An 18,879-nucleotide genomic window follows, 5' to 3' on the forward strand; every position below is an offset into this window, starting at 1 on the left:
CACTGACCGCTACCGGGGGTGGGCCTGTGCTGCGTTGGCTGCTGCGTGTACTGGGGATCGTGCTGGGACTGCTGCTGTTGCTGCTGTTTGTCGCATGGATGCTGCTGCGCGGCAGCCTGCCACGGCTCGACGGCGAACTCGCCTTGCCGGGGCTGTCCGCGCCGGTCAACATCGAGCGGGACGCCCTGGGGGTGCTCACCGTCGACGCCGCCAATGAAACCGACATGGCCCGCGCGCTGGGCTATGTGCACGCGCAGGAACGTTTCTTCGAGATGGACCTGATGCGGCGCTCGGCCGCAGGTGAGTTGTCCGAACTGTTCGGCGCCGATGCACTCCCGCTTGACCGCAAGATGCGTGTCCATAGGCTGCGCGCACGCTCCGTGGACAGCCTGAACACCGCACTGGGCAGTAAGCGGGCAACGGCCCAGGCCTACCGCGACGGCGTCAACGCCGGGCTGGCCGCCTTGCCCGTCCGGCCCTGGCCCTACCTGCTGCTGCGCCAGCAACCGCGCCCGTGGGAGCTGGAAGACTCGGTACTGACCGGGCTGGCCATGTACGCCGACCTGCAGGACACCACCAACACCCGCGAGCTGGCACTGGCACGCATACGCGGCGTGGTTCCACCGGCGCTGCATGCCTTGCTGTCGCATGACGGCAGCGCGTGGGATGCGCCGTTGTTTGGGGAGCCACGGGGGGATGCTGTTTTGCCGGATGCTTCCGTCCTGGACCTTCGGGCAGTGCTGAAAGCCGCAGAAGCGGCTGGCGAGTCCGCTGCCCTCACTCCACCACCTGCTTCGCAAGTGGTCCCCCTCTCTCCCGCTGCGCAGGAGAGAGGCATCGGTTGGCCGCCGGTGGCGGCCGAGTATTTTGCGGGCAGCAACAATTTCGCCGTGGCCGGCGCGCTCACCGCCGATGGCCGCGCCATCGTTGCCGACGACATGCATCTGGGCCTGCGTGCGCCCAACATCTGGTTCCGCGCACGGCTGCGTTACAACGATCCCACGGCACCGGCAGGCAAGGTGGATGTCGCCGGCTTCACCCTGCCCGGCCTGCCGGCCGTCATCGTCGGCAGCAACACGCGCGTGGCCTGGGCATTCACCAACAGCTACATCGACACCGCCGACTACGCATGGCTGCCGCCTGATGCACCGCTCAAGCACTACGACGAGCATATCGCCGTGGCCGGCAAGCCTTCGCAGACGCTCACCGTGCGTGAGAGCGCCTGGGGGCCGGTATTGGAAGAGAACACCGATGGCAGCCTGCTTGCCCTGCGCTGGGTGGGACAACTGCCAGGCGCGGTGAAGCTGGACTTTGCCGAGATGTCCAAGGCCGCCGATCTCGACAGCGCCCTGGCCATCGCCGACCGCTCGGGCATTCCGGCACAGAACCTGGTGATCGGTGATCGCAAAGGACGCATTGCCTGGCGCCTGATTGGCGCCCGCCCCGACCGCACTGCCAACTGCAGCAGGGACGGCATCGCCAATGCGCCTGATAACGCGCCCACGCAAAGCGGCAACGCCGCCTGCCAACCCTGGGCACTGCGTACCGACAACGCGCCATCCCTGATCGATCCCCCCGACCATCGCCTGTGGACGGCCAACAGCCGCGTGCTCGATGGCGACGCCCTGGCCGTTGCCGGCGATGGCGGCTATGACTTCGGCGCGCGCGCCAAGCAGATCCGCGATGGCCTGTTCGCCCGCAAGCGCTTCACCGAGCGCGACCTGCTGGCGATCCAGCTCGATGACCGCGCCTTGCTGATGGAGCGCTGGTGGAAACTGATGCGACAAACGCTGGAGCACAGCGACGATCCGGCCTTGAAGCGCCTGGAGGCCGTCAGCCGTGAATGGCAGGGCCACGCCAGTATCGATTCGGTCAGCTACCGCATGGCACGCGGCTTCCGTGGCATCACCCTGGATACGCTGCAGACTGCACTGCTGGCACCGGCCAGGCAGGCACTCGGCGAGCAGTTTGTCGCCCCCAACCTGCCGCAGCTGGAAGGCGTGGTCTGGCCGATGCTGAGCGAACGCCCCGCCCACCTGCTGCCACCGCAGTTCGACAGCTGGGATGCATTGTTGGCGGACAGTGCCCGGCAGTTGGAACACGACCTGGCCGAACAAGGGCCGGACCTGGGCCAGCGCACCTGGGGCGAACGCAACACCGCTGCCATCTGCCATCCGGTTTCGCGGGCACTGCCGGGGCTGTTCAAGCGTTGGCTGTGTATGCCACGCCAACCGCTGCCCGGCGACAACAACGTGCCGCGCGTGCAGGGGCCGGCCTTTGGCGCATCCGAACGCATGGTGGTCTCGCCCGGCCACGAAGCCGATGGCATCGTGCACATGCCCGGCGGCCAGAGCGGCCACCCGCTGTCACCGTTCTGGAGCGCGGGCCATGACGATTGGGTACAAGGCAAGCCCACGCCGTTCCTGCCGGGCGCTGCCAAACACAAGCTCACCCTGCAACCGAGATAACGCCGCTGTTGTAGAGCGGAGCCATGCTCCGCTGAAGCTCTGCTTGTAAAGCTTCTGCCGAGCATGGCTCGGCACTACAGATCACCTGTTTCAGAACGCGTCGCCCGGCACGCGCACCCAGCCTTCCATCAGGATGCGTGCGCTGCGGCTCATCACCGCCTTGGTGACCGTCCACTGCCCATCGACCAGCGCGACCGCGGCACCAACGCGCAGCGTGCCGGAGGGATGACCAAAACGCACCGCATCGCGCTGTCCGCCGCCTGCGGCGAGATTGACCAACGTGCCCGGCACTGCGGCTGCCGTGGCGATTGCCACCGAAGCGGTACCCATCATCGCGTGGTGCAGCTTGCCCATCGACATGGCACGCGCGTTGAGGTCGATATCAGCGGCGTGGATCTGCTTGTTGGCGCTGGACAGGTAATCCTGTGGCAGCGCGACAAAGGCCACCTTCGGCGTGTGCTGGCGCTTGAGTGCTTCTTCCGGCGCCTTGATCAAGCCCATGCGCAACGCACCAGCAACACGAATGGCTTCCAGCTTGGCCAGCGCCGCCTTGTCTTCATTGATCGCCGGCTGCAGCTCACAGCCGGTGTAGCCGATATCGGCGGCGTTGACGAACACCGTGGGAATGCCGGCGGTGATCATCGTCGCCTGCAGCGTACCGACGCCGGGCACCTCAAGGTCATCAATCAGATTGCCGGTGGGGAACATCGCACCGCCGCCCTCGCCTTCGCCCTCGTCTGCCGGGTCGATGAACTCCAGCACGATTTCCGCCGCCGGGAAGGTCACACCATCCAGCTCGAAATCGCCGGTTTCCTGCACCTGGCCATTGCTGACCGGCACGTGCGCAATGATGGTCTTGTTGATGTTGGCCTGCCAGATACGCACCACGCAGATGCCGTTGTCCGGCACGCGCGACGCATCGACGTAACCGGCATGCAGGGCAAACGCCCCCGCGGCCGTGGACAGGTTGCCGCAGTTGCCGGACCAATCGACGAAGTCGGTGTCGATGGACACCTGACCGTAGAGATAGTCCACATCGTGATCGGGCTTGCTGCTGGGCGAGATGATCACGCACTTGCTGGTGCTGGAAGTCGCACCGCCCATGCCATCGGTGTGCTTGGCGTAGGGATCGGGCGAACCGATCACCCGCTGCAGCAGGCGATCACGCGCAACGCCGGGTTGCTGTGCGCTGGCCGGCAGGTCTTCCAGGCGGAAGAAAACGCCTTTGGAAGTGCCGCCGCGCAGGTAGGTTGCCGGAATCTTGATCTGGGGGATGTGGGACATGGGTGGGTTCCCTTGGGTTGTTGGTTTTTGAGAGGGAGCCTTCCCCCTCTCCCCAACCCCTCTCCCACGAGGGGAGAGGGGCTTTGGTTACCTGCGAGTGCCGGCATCGCTGCCAACATCATGATCTGCTTTTACTCCCCTCTCCCTTCACGGGAGAGGGGTTGGGGGAGAGGGCGCTGACCGTTGCAAGAATCACTTCAAGCACCGCATCGCCATTCCCAAGAATCTCGTTGTTCCAGAACCGCAACACTTTGAAGCCCTGTGACTGCAACCAGGCATCGCGCGCCGCGTCCCGCGAACTCTGGTTGTGCTGCCCGCCATCCGCTTCAACGATCAGCCGCACACCGAAATGCACGAAGTCCACAACATACGGCCCCAGTGGCTGTTGGCGACGAAACTTCTGCCCCAACAATCTGTGTGCCCGCAAGTGACGCCAAAGCACCTGCTCGGCATCGGTCATGTTGCTGCGTAGCTGCTTTGCGAATTTGAGTTGCTGCATGATCGGGGCCTCCTTTGCCTCCTCTCCCCAACCCCTCTCCCGCGAAGGGAGAGGGGCTAAAGCTCATGCAGTCTCATAAATCTCGTAGCGCAGTTGGATCACCACTCCCCTCTCCCTTTACGGGAGAGGGGCCGGGGGAAAGGGTAGCTTTAGCCCTCAGCCCACCGAGCCTTCCAGAAAGTCCTGCGCAAACCGCTGCAGCACGCCGCCGGCTTCGTAGATCGCCACTTCCTCGTCCGAATCCAGACGGCAGGTCACCGGCACCTTCAGTACCTCGCCGTTGCGTCGATGGATGACCAGCGACAGATCCGCACGCGGGGTGCGCAGGCCCTGCACGTCGTAGGTTTCGGTGCCGTCCAGCTGCAGGGTGTTGCGGTCGGTGCCCGGCTTGAACTCCAGCGGCAGCACGCCCATGCCGATCAGGTTGGTGCGGTGGATACGCTCGAAGCCTTCGGCGGCAATCGCTTCAACACCGGCCAGGCGCACGCCCTTGGCGGCCCAGTCGCGCGAGCTGCCCTGGCCGTAGTCGGCACCGGCAATGATGATCAGCGGCTGCTTGCGCTCCATGTAGGTTTCAATCGCTTCCCACATGCGCATGACCTTGCCTTCCGGCTCCACGCGCGCCAGCGAGCCCTGCTTCACGCTGCCGTCTTCGTTGCGCACCATCTCGTTGAACAACTTGGGGTTGGCAAACGTGGCGCGCTGCGCGGTGAGGTGGTCGCCGCGATGCGTTGCATACGAGTTGAAGTCTTCTTCCGGCAAGCCCATTTTTGCCAGGTATTCGCCGGCGGCGCTGGACAACAGGATCGCGTTGGACGGCGACAGGTGGTCGGTGGTGATGTTGTCCGGCAACACCGCCAGCGGGCGCATGCCCTTGAGCGTGCGTTCCCCGGCCAGCGCGCCCTCCCAATACGGCGGGCGGCGGATATAGGTGCTCTGCGGGCGCCAGTCGTACAGCGGGCTGACCGGCGCGCCATGCTCAACGCGCACGTTGAACATCGGGTTGTAGACGCTGCGGAACTGCTCCGGCTTGACCGAGGCCTTCACCACCGCATCAATCTCGGCGTCGCTCGGCCAGATGTCCTTCAGCCGCACCTCGTTGCCGTCGGCATCGACGCCCAGCACGTCCTTTTCGATATCAAAGCGCACCGTGCCGGCGATGGCGTAGGCAATCACCAACGGCGGCGAAGCCAGGAACGCCTGCTTGGCATACGGGTGGATGCGCCCGTCGAAGTTGCGGTTGCCCGACAACACAGCGGTCGAGTACAGATCGCGGTCGATGATCTCCTGCTGGATCGCCGGATCCAGCGCGCCGCTCATGCCGTTGCAGGTGGTGCAGGCAAACGCAACGATACCGAAGCCCAGCTGCTCCAGTTCCGGCAGCAGGCCGGCTTCTTCCAGGTACAGCTGCACGGCCTTGGAACCGGGTGCCAGCGAGGACTTCACCCACGGCTTGCGCAGCAGGCCGCGTGCGTTGGCGTTGCGTGCCAGCAAACCGGCGGCAATGACGTTGCGCGGGTTGGAGGTATTGGTGCAGCTGGTGATGGCGGCGATGATCACCGCGCCATCGGGCATCAGCCCCTGTGCTTCTTCGGCCTTGCCCGAAGCGAGCTTGGCTTCGTCGGCAATGCCCCGCTCCACCAGATCCGACACCGGCAGGCGCTTGTGCGGATTGCTGGGGCCGGCCATGTTGCGGACCACGCTGGACAGATCAAATTCCAGCACACGTTCGTACTGCGCCGTGGCCAATGCATCGGCCCACAACCCGGTGGTGCGTGCGTAGTTTTCCACCAGTGCAAGCTGCGATTCCTCACGGCCGGTCAGGCGCAGGTAGTCGATGGTCTGCTCGTCGATGTAGAACATCGCCGCGGTTGCGCCGTACTCCGGGCACATGTTGGAAATGGTGGCGCGGTCACCGATGGTCAGCCCCGAAGCGCCTTCGCCGAAGAACTCCAGGTACGCGCCGACGACGCGTTCCTTGCGCAGGAATTCGGTCAGCGCCAGCACCACGTCGGTGGCGGTGATGTTGGGCTGCGGCTTGCCGGTGAGCTTGACACCGATGATGTCGGGCAGGCGCATCCACGACGCGCGACCCAGCATCACGTTCTCCGCCTCCAGGCCGCCAACGCCAATGGCAATGACGCCGAGTGCATCGACGTGCGGGGTGTGGCTGTCGGTGCCCACGCAGGTATCCGGGAAGGCGACGCCGTCCTGCACATAGATCACCGGCGACATTTTCTCCAGGTTGATCTGGTGCATGATGCCGTTGCCCGGCGGAATGACATCGACATTCTCGAAGGCCAGCTTGGTCCAGTCGATGAAGTGGAAGCGGTCTTCGTTGCGGCGGTCTTCGATGGCGCGGTTCTTGGTGAACGCATCCGGATCAAAGCCACCACATTCCACGGCCAGCGAGTGATCGACGATCAACTGCACCGGCACCACCGGGTTGACCTTGGCCGGGTCACCGCCCTTGTCGGCGATGGCATCACGCAGGCCGGCAAGGTCCACCAGCGCGGTCTGGCCAAGGATGTCGTGGCAGACCACGCGCGCCGGGAACCACGGGAAATCCAGCTCGCGCTTGCGCTCGATCAACTGCTTGAGCGAATCGACAAGCGTGGACGGCGAGCAGCGTCGCACCAGGTTTTCGGCCAGCACGCGCGAGGTGTATGGCAGCGTGGCGTAGGCACCTGGCTGGATGGCATCGACGGCGGCGCGTGCGTCGAAGTAGTCCAGATTGCTGCCGGAAAGATGCTTGCGGTAATCGGTGTTCATGGCTGGCCTGTGAGGGTCTGGGCTTGCTGGTGCTGCAGTGGATTGCTGCACAGATGCCTGTGATTGCAGCAATCCCACAGCAACACATGGAACGTGGGCTTTTCCCTTCTCCCGCCTGCGGGGGAAGGTGCCCGGAGGGCGGATGGGGGGAGCTCTTGCTCTTGCTTGAACTTCTGCTTTGCTTCGCTTTTTTCCACGAGCTGGAAGCATGCTGTACGTGCTGGAAGCTTCCCCTCACCCCAACCCCTCTCCCGCACGCGGGAGAGGGGCTAGATCTCGCTTGCGGGGGGTTTGCCGCTAGCGTTACGCGCGCTTGTCCAACGGCACAAACGCCTGGTCTTCCGGGCCGGTGTAGTTGGCGCTCGGGCGGATGATCTTGCCGTCAATGCGCTGCTCGATGATGTGCGCGCTCCAACCGGCGGTGCGGGCAATCACGAACAACGGCGTGAACATGGCGGTCGGCACGCCCATCATGTGGTAGCTGACGGCGCTGAACCAATCCAGGTTCGGGAACATCTTCTTGATGTCCCACATCACCGTTTCAAGACGCTCGGCGATGTCGTACATCTTCATGTTTTCCTGCTCGGCCGACAGCGCGCGCGAGACGTCCTTGATCACTTGGTTGCGCGGATCGGACACGGTGTAGACCGGGTGGCCGAAACCAATCACCACTTCCTTGCGCTCCACGCGCGCCTTGATGTCGGCCTCGGCTTCGTCCGGCGTTTCGTAACGCTTCTGCACCTCGAAGGCGACTTCATTGGCGCCACCGTGCTTGGGCCCGCGCAATGCACCGATACCGCCGGCAATGGCGCTGTACATGTCGCTGCCGGTGCCGGCGATGACGCGGCAGGCAAAGGTCGAGGCGTTGAACTCGTGCTCGGCGTACAGGATCAGGCTGGTATGCATGGCCTTGACCCACGACTCGCGCGGCTGCTCGCCGTGCAGCAGGTGCAGGAAGTGGCCGCCGATGGAGTCATCGTCGGTTTCCACGTCGATGACGCGGCCGTTGTGGCTCCAGTGGTACCAGTACAGCAGCATCGAACCCAGGCAGGCCATCAGCTTGTCGGCGATGTCGCGCGCGCCCGGGTGATTGTGGTCGTCCTTCTCCGGCGACACGCAGCCCAGTACCGACACGCCGGTACGCATCACATCCATCGGGTGGGCCGACGGCGGCAGTTCTTCCAGCGCCGCCTTGACCGATGCCGGAATGCCGCGCAGTGCCTTCAGCTTGGCCTTGTACGCGCGCAGCTCGGCCTTGTTGGGCAGCTTGCCGTGCACCAGCAGGTGCGCGATTTCCTCGAACTCACTGGTGTTGGCCAGGTCCAGGATGTCGTAGCCACGGTAGTGCAGATCGTTGCCGCTACGGCCAACGGTACACAGCGCAGTGTTGCCGGCAGCGGTGCCGGACAGGGCGACGGACTTCTTCGGCTTGAACGCCGGTGCGGCAGTGGATTCAGACATGGTGTGAACCTCGATCAGATGCGGGATTTGGCTCCCCTCTCCCGCCTGCGGGAGAGGGGCTGGGGGTGAGGGCCTACGCGTGCAGCCCTGTTACTTCTTCGCAGCGAACGTCTTGTCCAGGCTGCGCTCGAATTCGTGATAGCCGATCCGGTCGTACAACTCCTCGCGGGTCTGCATGCTGTCCACCACATTACGCTGGTGGCCGTCACGGCGGATGGTTTCGTAAACGTTCTCCGCCGCCTTGTTGGCCGCGCGGAACGCCGACAACGGGAACAGCTGGATCGCCACGCCGGCCGAAGCCAGTTCATCGCGGCTGAACAGCGGCGTGGCGCCGAATTCAGTGATATTTGCCAGCAGCGGCACCTTCACCGCATCGGCAAAACGCTTGTAGGTTTCCAGGTCGTAAGCAGCTTCGGCAAAAATGCCGTCGGCGCCGGCTTCCACACAGGCGATGGCACGTTCGATGGCGGCGTCCACGCCTTCCATCTGGATGGCGTCGGTGCGCGCGATCAGGAAGAAATCCGGGTCGGTCTTGGCATCGGCGGCAGCCTTCACGCGGTCCACCATTTCACCCTGCGTCACGATTTCCTTGCCCGGGCGGTGACCACAACGCTTGGCGCCGACCTGGTCTTCAATGTGGCACGCGCCCGCACCGGCCTTGATCAGCGACTTCACCGTGCGCGCGATGTTGAACGCGCTGGGGCCGAAGCCGGTGTCGATGTCCACCATCAGCGGCAGGTCGCAGACATCGCTGATGCGGCGCACATCGATCAACACATCTTCCAGGGTATTGATGCCCAGGTCCGGCAGGCCCAGCGAGCCCGCAGCGACGCCGCCACCGGACAGGTAGATGGCGCGATAACCGGCGCGCTTGGCCAACAGCGCGTGGTTGGCGTTGATCGCACCGATGACCTGCAGCGGGGATTCGGCGGCCAGTGCGGCGCGGAAAGCAGCGCCGGCGGAAGGAAGACTCATGGGTTGGCTCCTGGCTTGTGGCTGGGCGGTGGCGAGCATGCCATTCCGCTGTGACGGTTAATCTGTCACCATCAGATGCATTGATCAATCTTGATTCAATGAATCAACCTGTTGAATACGCCATGTCCGACGCGCTCGACCCCGAACTGATCCCCGCCAACGAAGCCTGCGCCCTGCTCGGCATCAGCCCGGCCACGCTGTACGCCTATGTCAGCCGCGGGCAGCTCAGTTCGCGGCCGGGCGCCTCGGCACGCAGCCGGGTCTACCTGCGTGCCGAGGTGGAGCGGCTGGCGCAGCGCAAACGTGCCGGGCGCGGTGCCGAACGCGGCGCGGCGCAGAGCCTGGACCGCGGCCTGCCGGTGCTGGAAACCCGCATCTCGCTGATCCGCCCCGATGCGCCGTACTACCGTGGCCGCTCGGCCGTGGCGGCCGCGCAGGCAGGCGCCAGCCTTGAGGACATCGCGCGGTTGCTGTGGGAATGCGAGGAGCAGGATCCGTTCACGGCAACCGCGCCCGCGCCCTGGCCGCAGCGCATCGCCAGCCTCGCACTGGACCCCGGCCTGCCGCCGGTGGAACGCGCCATGGCCTGCATCCCGCTGCTGGCGTTGGAGCAACGGCAATCGCTCAATGCCGCCGCCGCGGTGCGCCGCGAGGTCGCGGCCCTGCTGCTGCGACAGAACGCCGCCCTGCTGGTGGGTACCGAGCCGGACGCGCGGCCCGTACACCGCCTGCTCGCCGATGCCTGGGTTCCCGGTGACGCGGCCTTTGCCGAGCTGGTGCGCGTGGCCCTGGTGCTGTGCGCCGACCACGAACTGAATGTCTCCGCGTTTGCCGCACGCGTGGTCGCCTCCACCGGCGCGCACCTGCATGCCACCGTCAGTGCGGGCCTGGCGGCGCTGTCCGGGCCACGCCACGGCGGCGCCACCGCACGCGCGCACGCCCTGCTGGTGGACGCAGAAGCCAGCGGATCAGCGGCCACCTTCGTTTCCGAACGCTGGCGGCGTGGCGACGAGCTGCCCGGCTTCAACCACCTGCTGTATCCCGAAGGCGACCCGCGCGGTGCCGAAGTGCTGCGCCTGCTGCGCGAACTGCGCGGCAACTCGCCGCGCATGCGGCATGTGGAAGCGGTGTTGGCGGCGACCGAGGAAGTTAGCGGCCAGCGGCCGAACATCGACGGCATGCTGGGCGCCATCTGCTATGTGCATGAGTTGCCAGGCGCACATGCGCTGGTGATGTTTGCCACCGCGCGCCTGACCGGCTGGCTGGCGCATGCACTGGAACAACAGGCGCTGGGTACGTTGATACGACCGCGTGCGCGTTATACGGGCTTGGCGCCGAGGGGATGAGCCCCCTCCCTTTTGCGCAGCAAAGGGGGTGAAGAAGGCCTGCTTGCGCGCCACCGGCGCGCGGCCTGATGAACGACCGAAGGCTATGCCTTCGGGCCGGGCGGGTTGGGGAGGGGTGGGCTTTTGCGGCCTTTCGCGCATCACCAGCTTCGCTGCTTATGCCGCCCCCACATCCGGCGGATGCACCTGATTTCAGGTCAATTGGCGGTTTGGTTGCTGCCTGCTTCGCGGCCAAGGCCGCTCCTACAAGCGCCCTGCTCGTTTCGACCATTGCTGGATGATCTGCGCGATCGCCTGCACGCCGTCGGTCAATGCCGCCGGGCCAGGCTGGAGGATCAGCGGCGATTTGATTTCGTGCAGCTCGCCGTCACGCACCGCGTTGATCGCCGCCCAACCCGGACGTGCCGCTACGCGCTCGGGGCGGAACTTCTTGCCGCACCATGAGCCAATGATGATGTCGGGGTTGCGGGCAATCACCGGGTCACCATTGGCGAGAATGCGCGCCTTGGCCAGCGGCTCGCGCGACAACTCCGGGAACACATCCACGCCACCTGCAATCTCCACCAGCTCGGCGCCCCACTGGATGCCGGTGATGATCGGCTCGTCCCATTCTTCGACATACACACGCGGCCGCTGCGGCAGCAACGCAGCCTGCGCGGCAATGGCGTCCAGCCCGCGCTGCAGTTCATCGGCGTAGGCATTGGCGCGCTCGGCCACGCCCACCAGCCCGCCCAGGCGGCGGATGTAATCGATGATGCCGGCCACACTGCGATGGTTGGCAATCCACACCTCCACGCCGTTGCGGATCAACTCGGCGGCAATGTCGGCCTGGATGTCGGAGAAGCCAATCGCAAGATCCGGCTTCAACTTCAATATTTCATCCACCTTGGCACTGGTGAACGCGCTGACCTTGGGCTTCTCGCGCCGCGCCTGCGGTGGCCGCACGGTAAAGCCACTGATGCCGACGATGCGCTCCTGCTCGCCCAATGCGTAAAGCGTTTCGGTGGGTTCTTCGGTCAGGCAGACAATGCGGCGTGGGCCAATCATGGGCTTGCGAACTCCATTGCATCGACGAACACCGCCGGGCTGTTCCAGGGATGATGCGCGGCAACCGCCGCAAGCAAGCGCTGCAGGCGCTGCGCATCGCGCGGTATGCAGAACTCCAGCCGCACGCTGGGCTCGCGCACCAGCTGCCCGGCTTCGCCGCAGGCACTCAAGGTGCCGGTGTTTGCGCGGAACTGTTCATGCCCCGGCGCCGATTCCCACATGCCCTGCGAATACCCGCCAGCGGCAAGATCATCCACGGCAAGAATGCCGGCCTTCAATGCCTGCAGATGCGCCGGCGGTACAAACACCGTGATGCGATACAGCGGGTGCAGCCTCATCGCGCTGCCCCGCCCAGCGGCATGCGGTAATACACCACCCGCTCGGTTTCGGTGAAGCCGCAAGCAGCATGCGCGGCCTGTGCCGGCAGATTGTCCAACGCGGTATCGGAAGCCAGCTCGCTGCAGCCCTGCGCCTGCGCCCATTGCGCCACCGCGGCCACCAGCTCGCGCCCTGCCCCGCTGCGGCGGAACGATTCACGGACCAGCCAGCCCTCCAGAAAGCCCACCGGCGAGCTGGATGTTCCGTTGACGTAGTCCGTGCGCAGGCTGGCCTCGGCCAGCCCCAGCGCATTCCCGGCCCCATCGAACGCCAGCAGGCAAAGGCTCCCGGGGGCTTCCAGCAATTCCTGCAGATCAGCCAACGTGGTTTCGGCGTCGGGCCACAGCTCCCTGCGCAACGCGGCCCAGGCCGGCCAATCGCCAGCCTGCGCCCGCCGCACATGGAAGCGCTGTTCACTCATGGGAAAAGCAGCTGCTTGCTCCACTGGCCTGCGGCATCCGCTTCATAGCACCAGCGCTCATGCAGACGGAAGTTGGCGCCGTACCAGAACTCGATGCGCCGGGGCACCACGCGCACGCCACTCCAGCCTTCCGGGCGTGGTACTTCGCGGCCTTCAAAACGCGCTTCAAAACTGGCCAGGCGTTGCTCGAACTCCTCGCGCGAAGCCAGCGGCTGGGATTGTGCCGATGCCCAGGCACCGATCTGGCTCATGCGCGGCCGTGATGCGAAGTACGCGTCGGCTTCGGCCGCCGACACCAGCTGTGCCTCGCCTTCCACCCGCACCTGGATGCCAGCCTCGCGAAGGCTACGCCACAGGAACAACAACGCCACCTGGCCGTTGGCATGCAACTCGCGGCCCTTGCGGCTGTCCAGATGCGTGTAGAACACAAAGCCGCGCGCATCGAACGCCTTGAGCAACACGGTGCGTGCCGACGGCCGGCCATCGACGTCGGCGGTCGCCACGGTCATTGCCGTGGCATCGATTTCCTTGCTGGCCTTGGCCTCTTCAAACAACGAGGCGAAGGTCGAAAGCGCTTCTGCATAAAGATCGGTCATGGTTCCAGTTCGGACAGCACGGGATTGGGCTATTGTGGCGCCATGTCCCCCGTTCCGCACCGTTTTTCCCCCCGCCGCTTTTCGCAGACGCTGGTGACACAGGCGCTGGACGATGCGCTGGCCAGCAGTGCGTCCACTCCGGTGCTTGCGATCAGCGGCGTGCAGGGCAGCGGCAAATCCACACTGGCCGCGCAGGTGGTTGAACTGGCCCGCTCACGCGGCCTGTGTGCCGCAGCGTTGTCCATCGACGACACCTACCTCACCCGCGCCCAGCGCCAGCGCCTTGCCGACCGCATCCACCCGTTGCTGGCCACGCGCGGCCCGCCGGGCACGCACGATCTTGCGCTGGCACTGTCCACACTGGATGCCGCCAAGGTAGGGCAGCCGTTCGCCTTGCCCCGTTTTGACAAACTCGCCGACGAGCGCGTGCCTGAGCTGCAGTGGAACCGCATCGAGCAACCGCTGGACCTGCTGGTATTTGAAGGCTGGTTCCTGGGTACTCCCGCCGAAGCCGACGCTGCCCTGCAGACACCGTTGAATGCGCTGGAGCGCGACGCCGATGCCGACGGCACCTGGCGCCGCTGGTGCAACCAGGCACTGGCCGATGACTACCCCGTGCTTTGGCAACGCTTTGACCGCTTGTGGTTCCTGCAGCCGCCCGGCTTCGCGGTGGTGCCGCAGTGGCGCTGGCAGCAGGAGCAGGCGCTGCAACAGGCCTCGCCCGGCCGTACCAGCATGAGCCGGCCGCAGGTGGAGCGTTTCGTGCAGTTCTACGAGCGCGTCAGCCGGCAGGCATTGCGCACCCTGCCGGACATCGCCGACCGCACCATCGCGCTGGATGCGCAACGCCAGCCGCTGCCGGCACAGGGCGCGCACGACTGACCGGCACGGCTATTGCCTGCGTCTGAATTCCACCAGCCCCATCGGCCCGCCAATCAGCAGGTCCGCATTGCGCCGGGTCAGCGTGAACGACACGCCAGGCTGGTGCGGATTGCGCAGGGTGATGGTGTCGCCTTCCACGTCGTATTCCAGCTCCACCTGCACGCCTGCCGCCGCCTGTGTGGCCTTGCCATTGCCATGGAAGGTGATGGCCTGCTCGCCCATCACGCCGCCCTCGAACGTGCCTTTCATTCCATCACTGCAGGCGGCAAGCGCCAGCAGCAGCGATACCCGCAGTGCTTTCCCGATGGTTTTCATCACCCTCTCCCTTGTCTGCGTGCGTCTTCGACGCCAAACCCACCTGCTGCTCAGTAATCGCGCTCGGCCAGTGTCGTGCCGTCAACCGCATCGGTGACCACGGCCTTGCGCAGCACCGCGCGCACCACCGAATGACGGGTGCCGGCCACGAATCCCGGCGCACCCGGTGTGAAGGTGACCGACACCATCGCCCGGCGCTCGGGGTTGCGTTGGCTGAAGGCCGCCGCCGCGGCGCGGTCCATGTTGGGTGCCGGCACCTGCGCCGGGGCGCGGTGGTCGATCAAACCGCCCATGCCCGGCTGCGCGTCACCGAACACGACAAACCACTGGGACTGTCGCGAGAACCGATACAGCCGCTGGCCATCGGCACTGACGCAGGCAATATCGGAGATCGGTGCCTGCGCCTCGCGCAGTTGCCAGTTGCCGTCGCGGTCGGACCCCAATGTCACCGTGGCACCGTTGGGCGAGAGCTGTTCGACCTGGCGTTCCACCTGCCGCGCATCGATGTTGGTGGCGCCATGCCAGAGCGCGGTGGTCAGCGGAAAATTGCCGGTGGCCTCGTTCCATTTGCCCATCTGCACCATGAAATGCAGGGTGAGCGCCGGCGGTTGGCTGGCAGCGAAAGCCTGCAACGCCTGGCGGGCGCTGACCACTGCCGCCTGGCCGCGTGCGCGGTCGCCAAACTCCCCCGCCAGGTCCTCGCTCATGGCAATGCCCTGTTCGCACGAGCGCAACGCCGCCCACCACACCCAGACCGGCTCGAAACGTTCGTCGATCAAACTGTCATGGGCCACCGCCCACAGCGTGAACGGCGTGGTCAACTGCATTTCCTGGCGCAGTGAATGCTGCAGCGGCGGGTCCAGCTGAAAACTGCTGTTGCCATAGGCATCGCCACGGAATGCATTGCGGTCCCAGTCCGCTGGCATCCATGCCGGCGGGGTCAACAGGGAGTCCTGCGCCGGGCTGTGTTCCACCGCAGGCGCGCTGGGCGTATGCACAGGCGCCGCTGCCACAGCCGTTTGATGCGCGCCGTCAGCCGTCGAGTCCTGCGGCGTTGATGTGGCCGCCGGCTCGCCGCCACAGCCCACCAGGGTCAGCATTGCTGCCAGCAGGCAGCCGCGCCTGGCGGCCGTCCTGCTGATGAAGTTGCGGTCAGTCATGTCGATCTCCTCCCCGATGCACGCGCCAGCACGGGAACACGTGCTGACCCAGCGGCTGGCCAGCTGCATGTCACAGGTTTTTGCAGGCGGCCTTGTTGGCGCCGATGCTGTCGGCGTTGCGCTCACAATCCTTGCGTGCCTCGCTCTTGCACGCCGCCAGCAACAGCGCCACCAGCAACACCAGCACCCGTTGCAGCACTGCTCGATTCCATCTGCACGTACGCATGTTCATCACTCCTCTCCCGCATCACGTTCGCAAGCCTGCCGACGATCGGCAGGCACGTTTTCAATGGACCAGGCGCAGGGCATACGGAAACCGCCAGGCCTGCCCCTTGCTGACCCTCACCGCTGCCATCACACAGAACACCAGGTTGCACACCAGCACCGCCGGGGCCAGCACCAGACCGACCAGCAACGGAATCAACAGCAGGCTGAGCAACAACGCCGCGCTCATGGTCAGGCCGAAGTTCAATGCCTCCGTGGCCTGCATTTCCAGAAAGGTGCGGCCGGTGTCGGAGCGCTTGATCAGGCGTATGACCAGGATGCCGACCAGGCCCACCGGCAGGACGATGCCCAGCACATGCGCCAGGACCGCGCCGATCACCTGCTCGCGTGATCCGGCCTCCGTGGCAGCCGGATCGGCCGGCCCGACGTGGCCCCCACCGTATTCCTCGTCCATCGCGCTCTCCCTGCCCGGCCCCCGCCAGGCGTCGGCCGCACTATCGCCAAAGGCCGGCACACCGTCCTCACGCAGGGTTCAAGCAACCTTCAAGGTGGCGTTTGCCGCCGCACAGGATTACCGCGAGGCTGCAGCCAGCCGTGCCCCGAAGGTCCGCACCGTGGCGCTGTCACCACCAAAGCCCAGCCGCAGCTGCTGCTCGGCCTGCTGCAGGTGCCCGATACCCGTGGCATGTTCACCGCACTGCAGTTCAAGCCCACCGAGGTGGCCGGTTTCGATCAGGCTAGCCTGCATCCGGGTACCAAAGCGCCCGGCCATGCGCCGTTGCACATCGCGGGCCAGCGACAAGGCCAGCGGACAGTTGCCACTGGCGGCGTGGATACGGGCCAGGGCCGAGCGCTGGGTCAGGGTGAGATAGTCGTCCGGGCCCAGGAACCGGGTGCTTTCCTCCACCGCCGCCTGCATCAACGGCAATGCCTCGGTGTCCCTGCCCAGGTCGTGCAGGGCGTGGGCCCTGGCCGATTTCAGCAGGGCCGTACTGACCTCGCCGATACGCACCGGCGCCAGCAGCGGGTCATCGGCTGCGGTCTCCAGCCAGGCCAATGCCTGCTGGGGCTGGCCAGTACGGCGCAGGGCTTCGGCGACATCGGCGCGGATCAGCGCCGCCGTCACCGCGTCATCGGCGGCAATCCGCCGCTGCAACGCGTCGGCCCGGCGCAGCGCCTGCAGCGCCAGGTCCGGCTGCAACCGGCACAAATGGTAGATGCCCCGCTCCAGTGCCGCCCGCAGGGCCACTGCGTTGTCCTGCTGCAGTCGCTCACCGGCCAGGCGGTCGGTTTCGGCCAGCAGGGCCTCGGCCTCGCGGAAGGCTGCCGGGGTCTGTGCGTAGGACAGCGTGCGGACCAGTGCATAGCGTGCCTGCAGCGTGCGTTCGTGGTCCCGGCCAAAGGCCTGCGCATAGTCCTGCACCGCGGCGCGGTACTCGTCCGCCCCGCGCATCGGCTCGCCGAGCAGGCGCCAGGAGCGCCCCATCAACGTGCGCAGGTCACCACGCACCCGGGGGTCATCGCTCAGCGCGGCGTTGCCCGGTGCCGATACGTATTCCAGCATCTGGCGGATGGTCGGGTCATGGCCATAGCCGCTGGTGCCGGTGCTCAGCGTGGCCAACGCCTGGTCGAAGAAACGCATCGATGCTTCCGCCCGCGCCGCCTGCTGCTCGGCCAGGACGCGTTGCGCCTCGCTGTGCCGCCACAACAGGCCGCTGCCGACGGCACCCAGCGCCAACATCAACATGGCGGTGAGCAGCCATGGCCGACGCGCGGCATTGCGCTCCACGGCACGGCGCAAGGCCGCCTCGGCCTGTTCCTGCGCGGCACGGCGCTGCTGCTCGGCATGCCGCTGTGGCAGCTGGCGCAGCCGCCCGGCCAGTTCGGCCGCGCTGTCCATGCGCCGCGCCGGATCAAGATCGGTGGCACCGGCGATATCCGCGCACAGCAGTGGATCGTCGATATCCCGCTCCCAACCCGGCGCCAGCGGGCGCTGGAGATCGCCTGCCAGGCACTGGTACAGCATCACTCCCAATGCGTAGACGTCGCTGCGCACACTCGGCGACTGCCCGACGATCAGCTCGGGCGCCAGGTACAGCGCGGTGCCCGCCGCTGCGCCGTCCTCCACAGTCAGTCCCAGCCCAGTGATGCCCAGCGCCGCCAGCCGTTCCGGCTGCAGCAGACGGCTGTTGCCGAAGTCGCCAAGCCTGACCTGCCAATCCGCGCCCCGCGCAGACACCAGCACGTTGGAAGGCTTGAGATCCTTGTGCAGCACGCCCACGCCATGCGCGGCAGCCACCGCATCGGCGATCTGCACAAACACCCCGATCCGCTGCGGCCGCGTCAACGCCGACAGCCCGCCCTGCTCCGCCCATTCCAGCAGCGAACTGCCGCCGTATTCGCACTCCAGGAAAAACGGCGGCTGCTCGAAGTTCCAGTCCAGCACGCGGACCAGATCGGCGCGCTCCCCCAGGCTCTCCTGCAGCACGCGGGCCACCGTCGCTTCGCGTTTGAGGCTGTGCAGGTGCTCCCCATCCAGCGCGAACTTGAACACCCGTGGCTCACGGCTGCGCGGTTGCCGCGCAAGCCATACTTCATTGCCAAGTGTGCGGCCCAGCAGGCGCTCCAGCACCAGGCTGCCGCGCCCGGGCACCGCCTGCCCCTGCTGCAGGCACAGGGCACTGCTCAGTGGCTGGCCGACGGCCATCTTTTCCAGCGCACCATCGAACCGATAGCCCACCCGGGGCAGCGTGACGATCCGGTTTTCGCCCGCGCTTTCCAGCACTTTGCGCAGCTTGCCCACCGCCGTGGAAAGCACATGGTCAACCGTGGGCCGGCCGGCCCACACCTGCGCAAACAGTTCCTGTTTGGTCACCACCTCGCCTGCGTGGCGCAGCAGCAGTGACAGCACTTCCAGCGGCCGGTTTTCCATTTCCACCGACAAACCCGCCACATACAGCTCGCGCCGGGCTTCGTCGTATTCAACGGCACCAAAGCGCCATCGGAAAAGTGGACCGTTCATCAGGCGGGGCGTGCACCGGCATGTCTGT

The 18,879-nt window shown here is 66.0% G+C and carries 17 protein-coding genes; 3 read left to right on the forward strand and 14 right to left on the reverse strand.

Features of this window, described 5'->3' with window-relative positions; genetic code table 11:
• Positions 1 to 26: 26 nt before the first annotated feature.
• On the forward strand, positions 27 to 2,468 hold the full coding sequence (locus ACVOLO_RS04535) for a penicillin acylase family protein (RefSeq protein WP_481569095.1): 2,442 nt from the start codon (positions 27 to 29) through the stop codon (positions 2,466 to 2,468).
• A 90-nt stretch (positions 2,469 to 2,558) separates the two neighbouring features.
• Here ACVOLO_RS04535 and prpF read toward each other — a convergent pair whose 3' ends face one another.
• The 5 genes from prpF to prpB form a co-directional block, all read right to left on the reverse strand.
• Positions 2,559 to 3,752, reverse strand: coding sequence for a 2-methylaconitate cis-trans isomerase PrpF (prpF, locus tag ACVOLO_RS04540; RefSeq protein WP_481569096.1), 1,194 nt, complete (start codon positions 3,750 to 3,752; stop codon positions 2,559 to 2,561).
• Between the two features lie 118 nt (positions 3,753 to 3,870).
• On the reverse strand, positions 3,871 to 4,251 hold the full coding sequence (locus ACVOLO_RS04545; RefSeq protein ID WP_481569097.1) for an endonuclease domain-containing protein: 381 nt from the start codon (positions 4,249 to 4,251) through the stop codon (positions 3,871 to 3,873).
• 156 nt (positions 4,252 to 4,407) lie between these two features.
• The gene (gene acnD / locus ACVOLO_RS04550; protein ID WP_481569098.1) at positions 4,408 to 7,023 is read right to left on the reverse strand and encodes a Fe/S-dependent 2-methylisocitrate dehydratase AcnD; all 2,616 of its coding nucleotides are present in this window, start codon (positions 7,021 to 7,023) and stop codon (positions 4,408 to 4,410) included.
• A gap of 303 nt (positions 7,024 to 7,326) precedes the next feature.
• A complete protein-coding gene (gene prpC / locus ACVOLO_RS04555; RefSeq protein WP_481569099.1) occupies positions 7,327 to 8,484 on the reverse strand; it encodes a bifunctional 2-methylcitrate synthase/citrate synthase in 1,158 nt (385 codons plus the stop codon).
• Positions 8,485 to 8,574: 90 nt separating this feature from the next.
• Entirely contained in the window at positions 8,575 to 9,459 is an 885-nt protein-coding gene (gene prpB / locus ACVOLO_RS04560) for a methylisocitrate lyase (RefSeq protein ID WP_481569100.1), read from the reverse strand.
• Between the two features lie 122 nt (positions 9,460 to 9,581).
• On the opposite strand from prpB, the gene ACVOLO_RS04565 reads away from it, so the two are divergent.
• The gene (locus ACVOLO_RS04565; protein ID WP_481569101.1) at positions 9,582 to 10,805 is read left to right on the forward strand and encodes a citrate/2-methylcitrate synthase; all 1,224 of its coding nucleotides are present in this window, start codon (positions 9,582 to 9,584) and stop codon (positions 10,803 to 10,805) included.
• Positions 10,806 to 11,048: 243 nt separating this feature from the next.
• Here the strand turns inward: ACVOLO_RS04565 and ACVOLO_RS04570 are convergent, their stop codons facing one another.
• The 4 genes from ACVOLO_RS04570 to pdxH are packed head-to-tail and all read right to left on the reverse strand — an operon-like array spanning position 11,049 to position 13,247.
• Positions 11,049 to 11,849, reverse strand: coding sequence for a cobalamin-binding protein (locus ACVOLO_RS04570; RefSeq protein ID WP_481569198.1), 801 nt, complete (start codon positions 11,847 to 11,849; stop codon positions 11,049 to 11,051).
• Positions 11,849 to 12,190 carry a YqfO family protein gene (locus ACVOLO_RS04575; protein ID WP_481569102.1) on the reverse strand — a complete coding sequence of 114 codons (342 nt, stop codon included), beginning with the start codon at positions 12,188 to 12,190 and terminating at the stop codon, positions 11,849 to 11,851. The genes ACVOLO_RS04570 and ACVOLO_RS04575 overlap by 1 nt, the downstream gene beginning before the upstream one ends.
• The gene (aac(6'), locus tag ACVOLO_RS04580; RefSeq protein ID WP_481569103.1) at positions 12,187 to 12,651 is read right to left on the reverse strand and encodes an aminoglycoside 6'-N-acetyltransferase; all 465 of its coding nucleotides are present in this window, start codon (positions 12,649 to 12,651) and stop codon (positions 12,187 to 12,189) included. The genes ACVOLO_RS04575 and aac(6') overlap by 4 nt, the downstream gene beginning before the upstream one ends.
• Entirely contained in the window at positions 12,648 to 13,247 is a 600-nt protein-coding gene (pdxH, locus tag ACVOLO_RS04585; RefSeq protein ID WP_481569104.1) for a pyridoxamine 5'-phosphate oxidase, read from the reverse strand. The genes aac(6') and pdxH overlap by 4 nt, the downstream gene beginning before the upstream one ends.
• Before the next feature lie 42 nt (positions 13,248 to 13,289).
• Here pdxH and ACVOLO_RS04590 point away from each other — a divergent pair, with 42 nt between their 5' ends.
• Positions 13,290 to 14,129, forward strand: a complete 840-nt coding sequence (locus ACVOLO_RS04590) for a kinase (protein ID WP_481569105.1) — start codon at positions 13,290 to 13,292, stop codon at positions 14,127 to 14,129.
• A 9-nt stretch (positions 14,130 to 14,138) separates the two neighbouring features.
• On the opposite strand, the gene ACVOLO_RS04595 is transcribed toward ACVOLO_RS04590, so the two are convergent.
• The 5 genes from ACVOLO_RS04595 to ACVOLO_RS04615 all read right to left on the reverse strand — a co-directional run bounded on the left by ACVOLO_RS04595 (position 14,139) and on the right by ACVOLO_RS04615 (position 18,851).
• Positions 14,139 to 14,444, reverse strand: a complete 306-nt coding sequence (locus ACVOLO_RS04595) for a hypothetical protein (RefSeq protein ID WP_481569106.1) — start codon at positions 14,442 to 14,444, stop codon at positions 14,139 to 14,141.
• A 50-nt stretch (positions 14,445 to 14,494) separates the two neighbouring features.
• On the reverse strand, positions 14,495 to 15,604 hold the full coding sequence (locus ACVOLO_RS04600; RefSeq protein WP_481569107.1) for a hypothetical protein: 1,110 nt from the start codon (positions 15,602 to 15,604) through the stop codon (positions 14,495 to 14,497).
• Between the two features lie 70 nt (positions 15,605 to 15,674).
• Positions 15,675 to 15,836: a hypothetical protein gene (locus ACVOLO_RS04605; RefSeq protein ID WP_481569108.1), complete on the reverse strand. Its 162-nt coding sequence runs from the start codon at positions 15,834 to 15,836 to the stop codon at positions 15,675 to 15,677.
• 54 nt (positions 15,837 to 15,890) lie between these two features.
• Entirely contained in the window at positions 15,891 to 16,283 is a 393-nt protein-coding gene (locus ACVOLO_RS04610; RefSeq protein WP_481569109.1) for a DUF4870 domain-containing protein, read from the reverse strand.
• 117 nt (positions 16,284 to 16,400) lie between these two features.
• Positions 16,401 to 18,851: a protein kinase domain-containing protein gene (locus ACVOLO_RS04615; protein ID WP_481569110.1), complete on the reverse strand. Its 2,451-nt coding sequence runs from the start codon at positions 18,849 to 18,851 to the stop codon at positions 16,401 to 16,403.
• Positions 18,852 to 18,879 lie beyond the last annotated feature (28 nt).

This window comes from Stenotrophomonas sp. STEN056, from assembly GCF_056759635.1.

Excerpts from the sequence above, each read along its gene's own strand:
- prpF (WP_481569096.1), bottom strand. The coding sequence starts at position 3,752 with ATGTCCCACATCCCCCAGATCAAGATTCCGGCAACCTACCTGCGCGGC.
- ACVOLO_RS04545 (WP_481569097.1), bottom strand. The coding sequence starts at position 4,251 with ATGCAGCAACTCAAATTCGCAAAGCAGCTACGCAGCAACATGACCGAT.
- acnD (WP_481569098.1), bottom strand. The coding sequence starts at position 7,023 with ATGAACACCGATTACCGCAAGCATCTTTCCGGCAGCAATCTGGACTAC.
- prpC (WP_481569099.1), bottom strand. The coding sequence starts at position 8,484 with ATGTCTGAATCCACTGCCGCACCGGCGTTCAAGCCGAAGAAGTCCGTC.
- prpB (WP_481569100.1), bottom strand. The coding sequence starts at position 9,459 with ATGAGTCTTCCTTCCGCCGGCGCTGCTTTCCGCGCCGCACTGGCCGCC.
- ACVOLO_RS04565 (WP_481569101.1), top strand. The coding sequence starts at position 9,582 with ATGTCCGACGCGCTCGACCCCGAACTGATCCCCGCCAACGAAGCCTGC.
- ACVOLO_RS04575 (WP_481569102.1), bottom strand. The coding sequence starts at position 12,190 with ATGAGGCTGCACCCGCTGTATCGCATCACGGTGTTTGTACCGCCGGCG.
- pdxH (WP_481569104.1), bottom strand. The coding sequence starts at position 13,247 with ATGACCGATCTTTATGCAGAAGCGCTTTCGACCTTCGCCTCGTTGTTT.
- ACVOLO_RS04590 (WP_481569105.1), top strand. The coding sequence starts at position 13,290 with ATGTCCCCCGTTCCGCACCGTTTTTCCCCCCGCCGCTTTTCGCAGACG.
- ACVOLO_RS04595 (WP_481569106.1), bottom strand. The coding sequence starts at position 14,444 with ATGAAAACCATCGGGAAAGCACTGCGGGTATCGCTGCTGCTGGCGCTT.
- ACVOLO_RS04600 (WP_481569107.1), bottom strand. The coding sequence starts at position 15,604 with ATGACTGACCGCAACTTCATCAGCAGGACGGCCGCCAGGCGCGGCTGC.
- ACVOLO_RS04605 (WP_481569108.1), bottom strand. The coding sequence starts at position 15,836 with ATGAACATGCGTACGTGCAGATGGAATCGAGCAGTGCTGCAACGGGTG.
- ACVOLO_RS04610 (WP_481569109.1), bottom strand. The coding sequence starts at position 16,283 with ATGGACGAGGAATACGGTGGGGGCCACGTCGGGCCGGCCGATCCGGCT.
- ACVOLO_RS04615 (WP_481569110.1), bottom strand. The coding sequence starts at position 18,851 with ATGAACGGTCCACTTTTCCGATGGCGCTTTGGTGCCGTTGAATACGAC.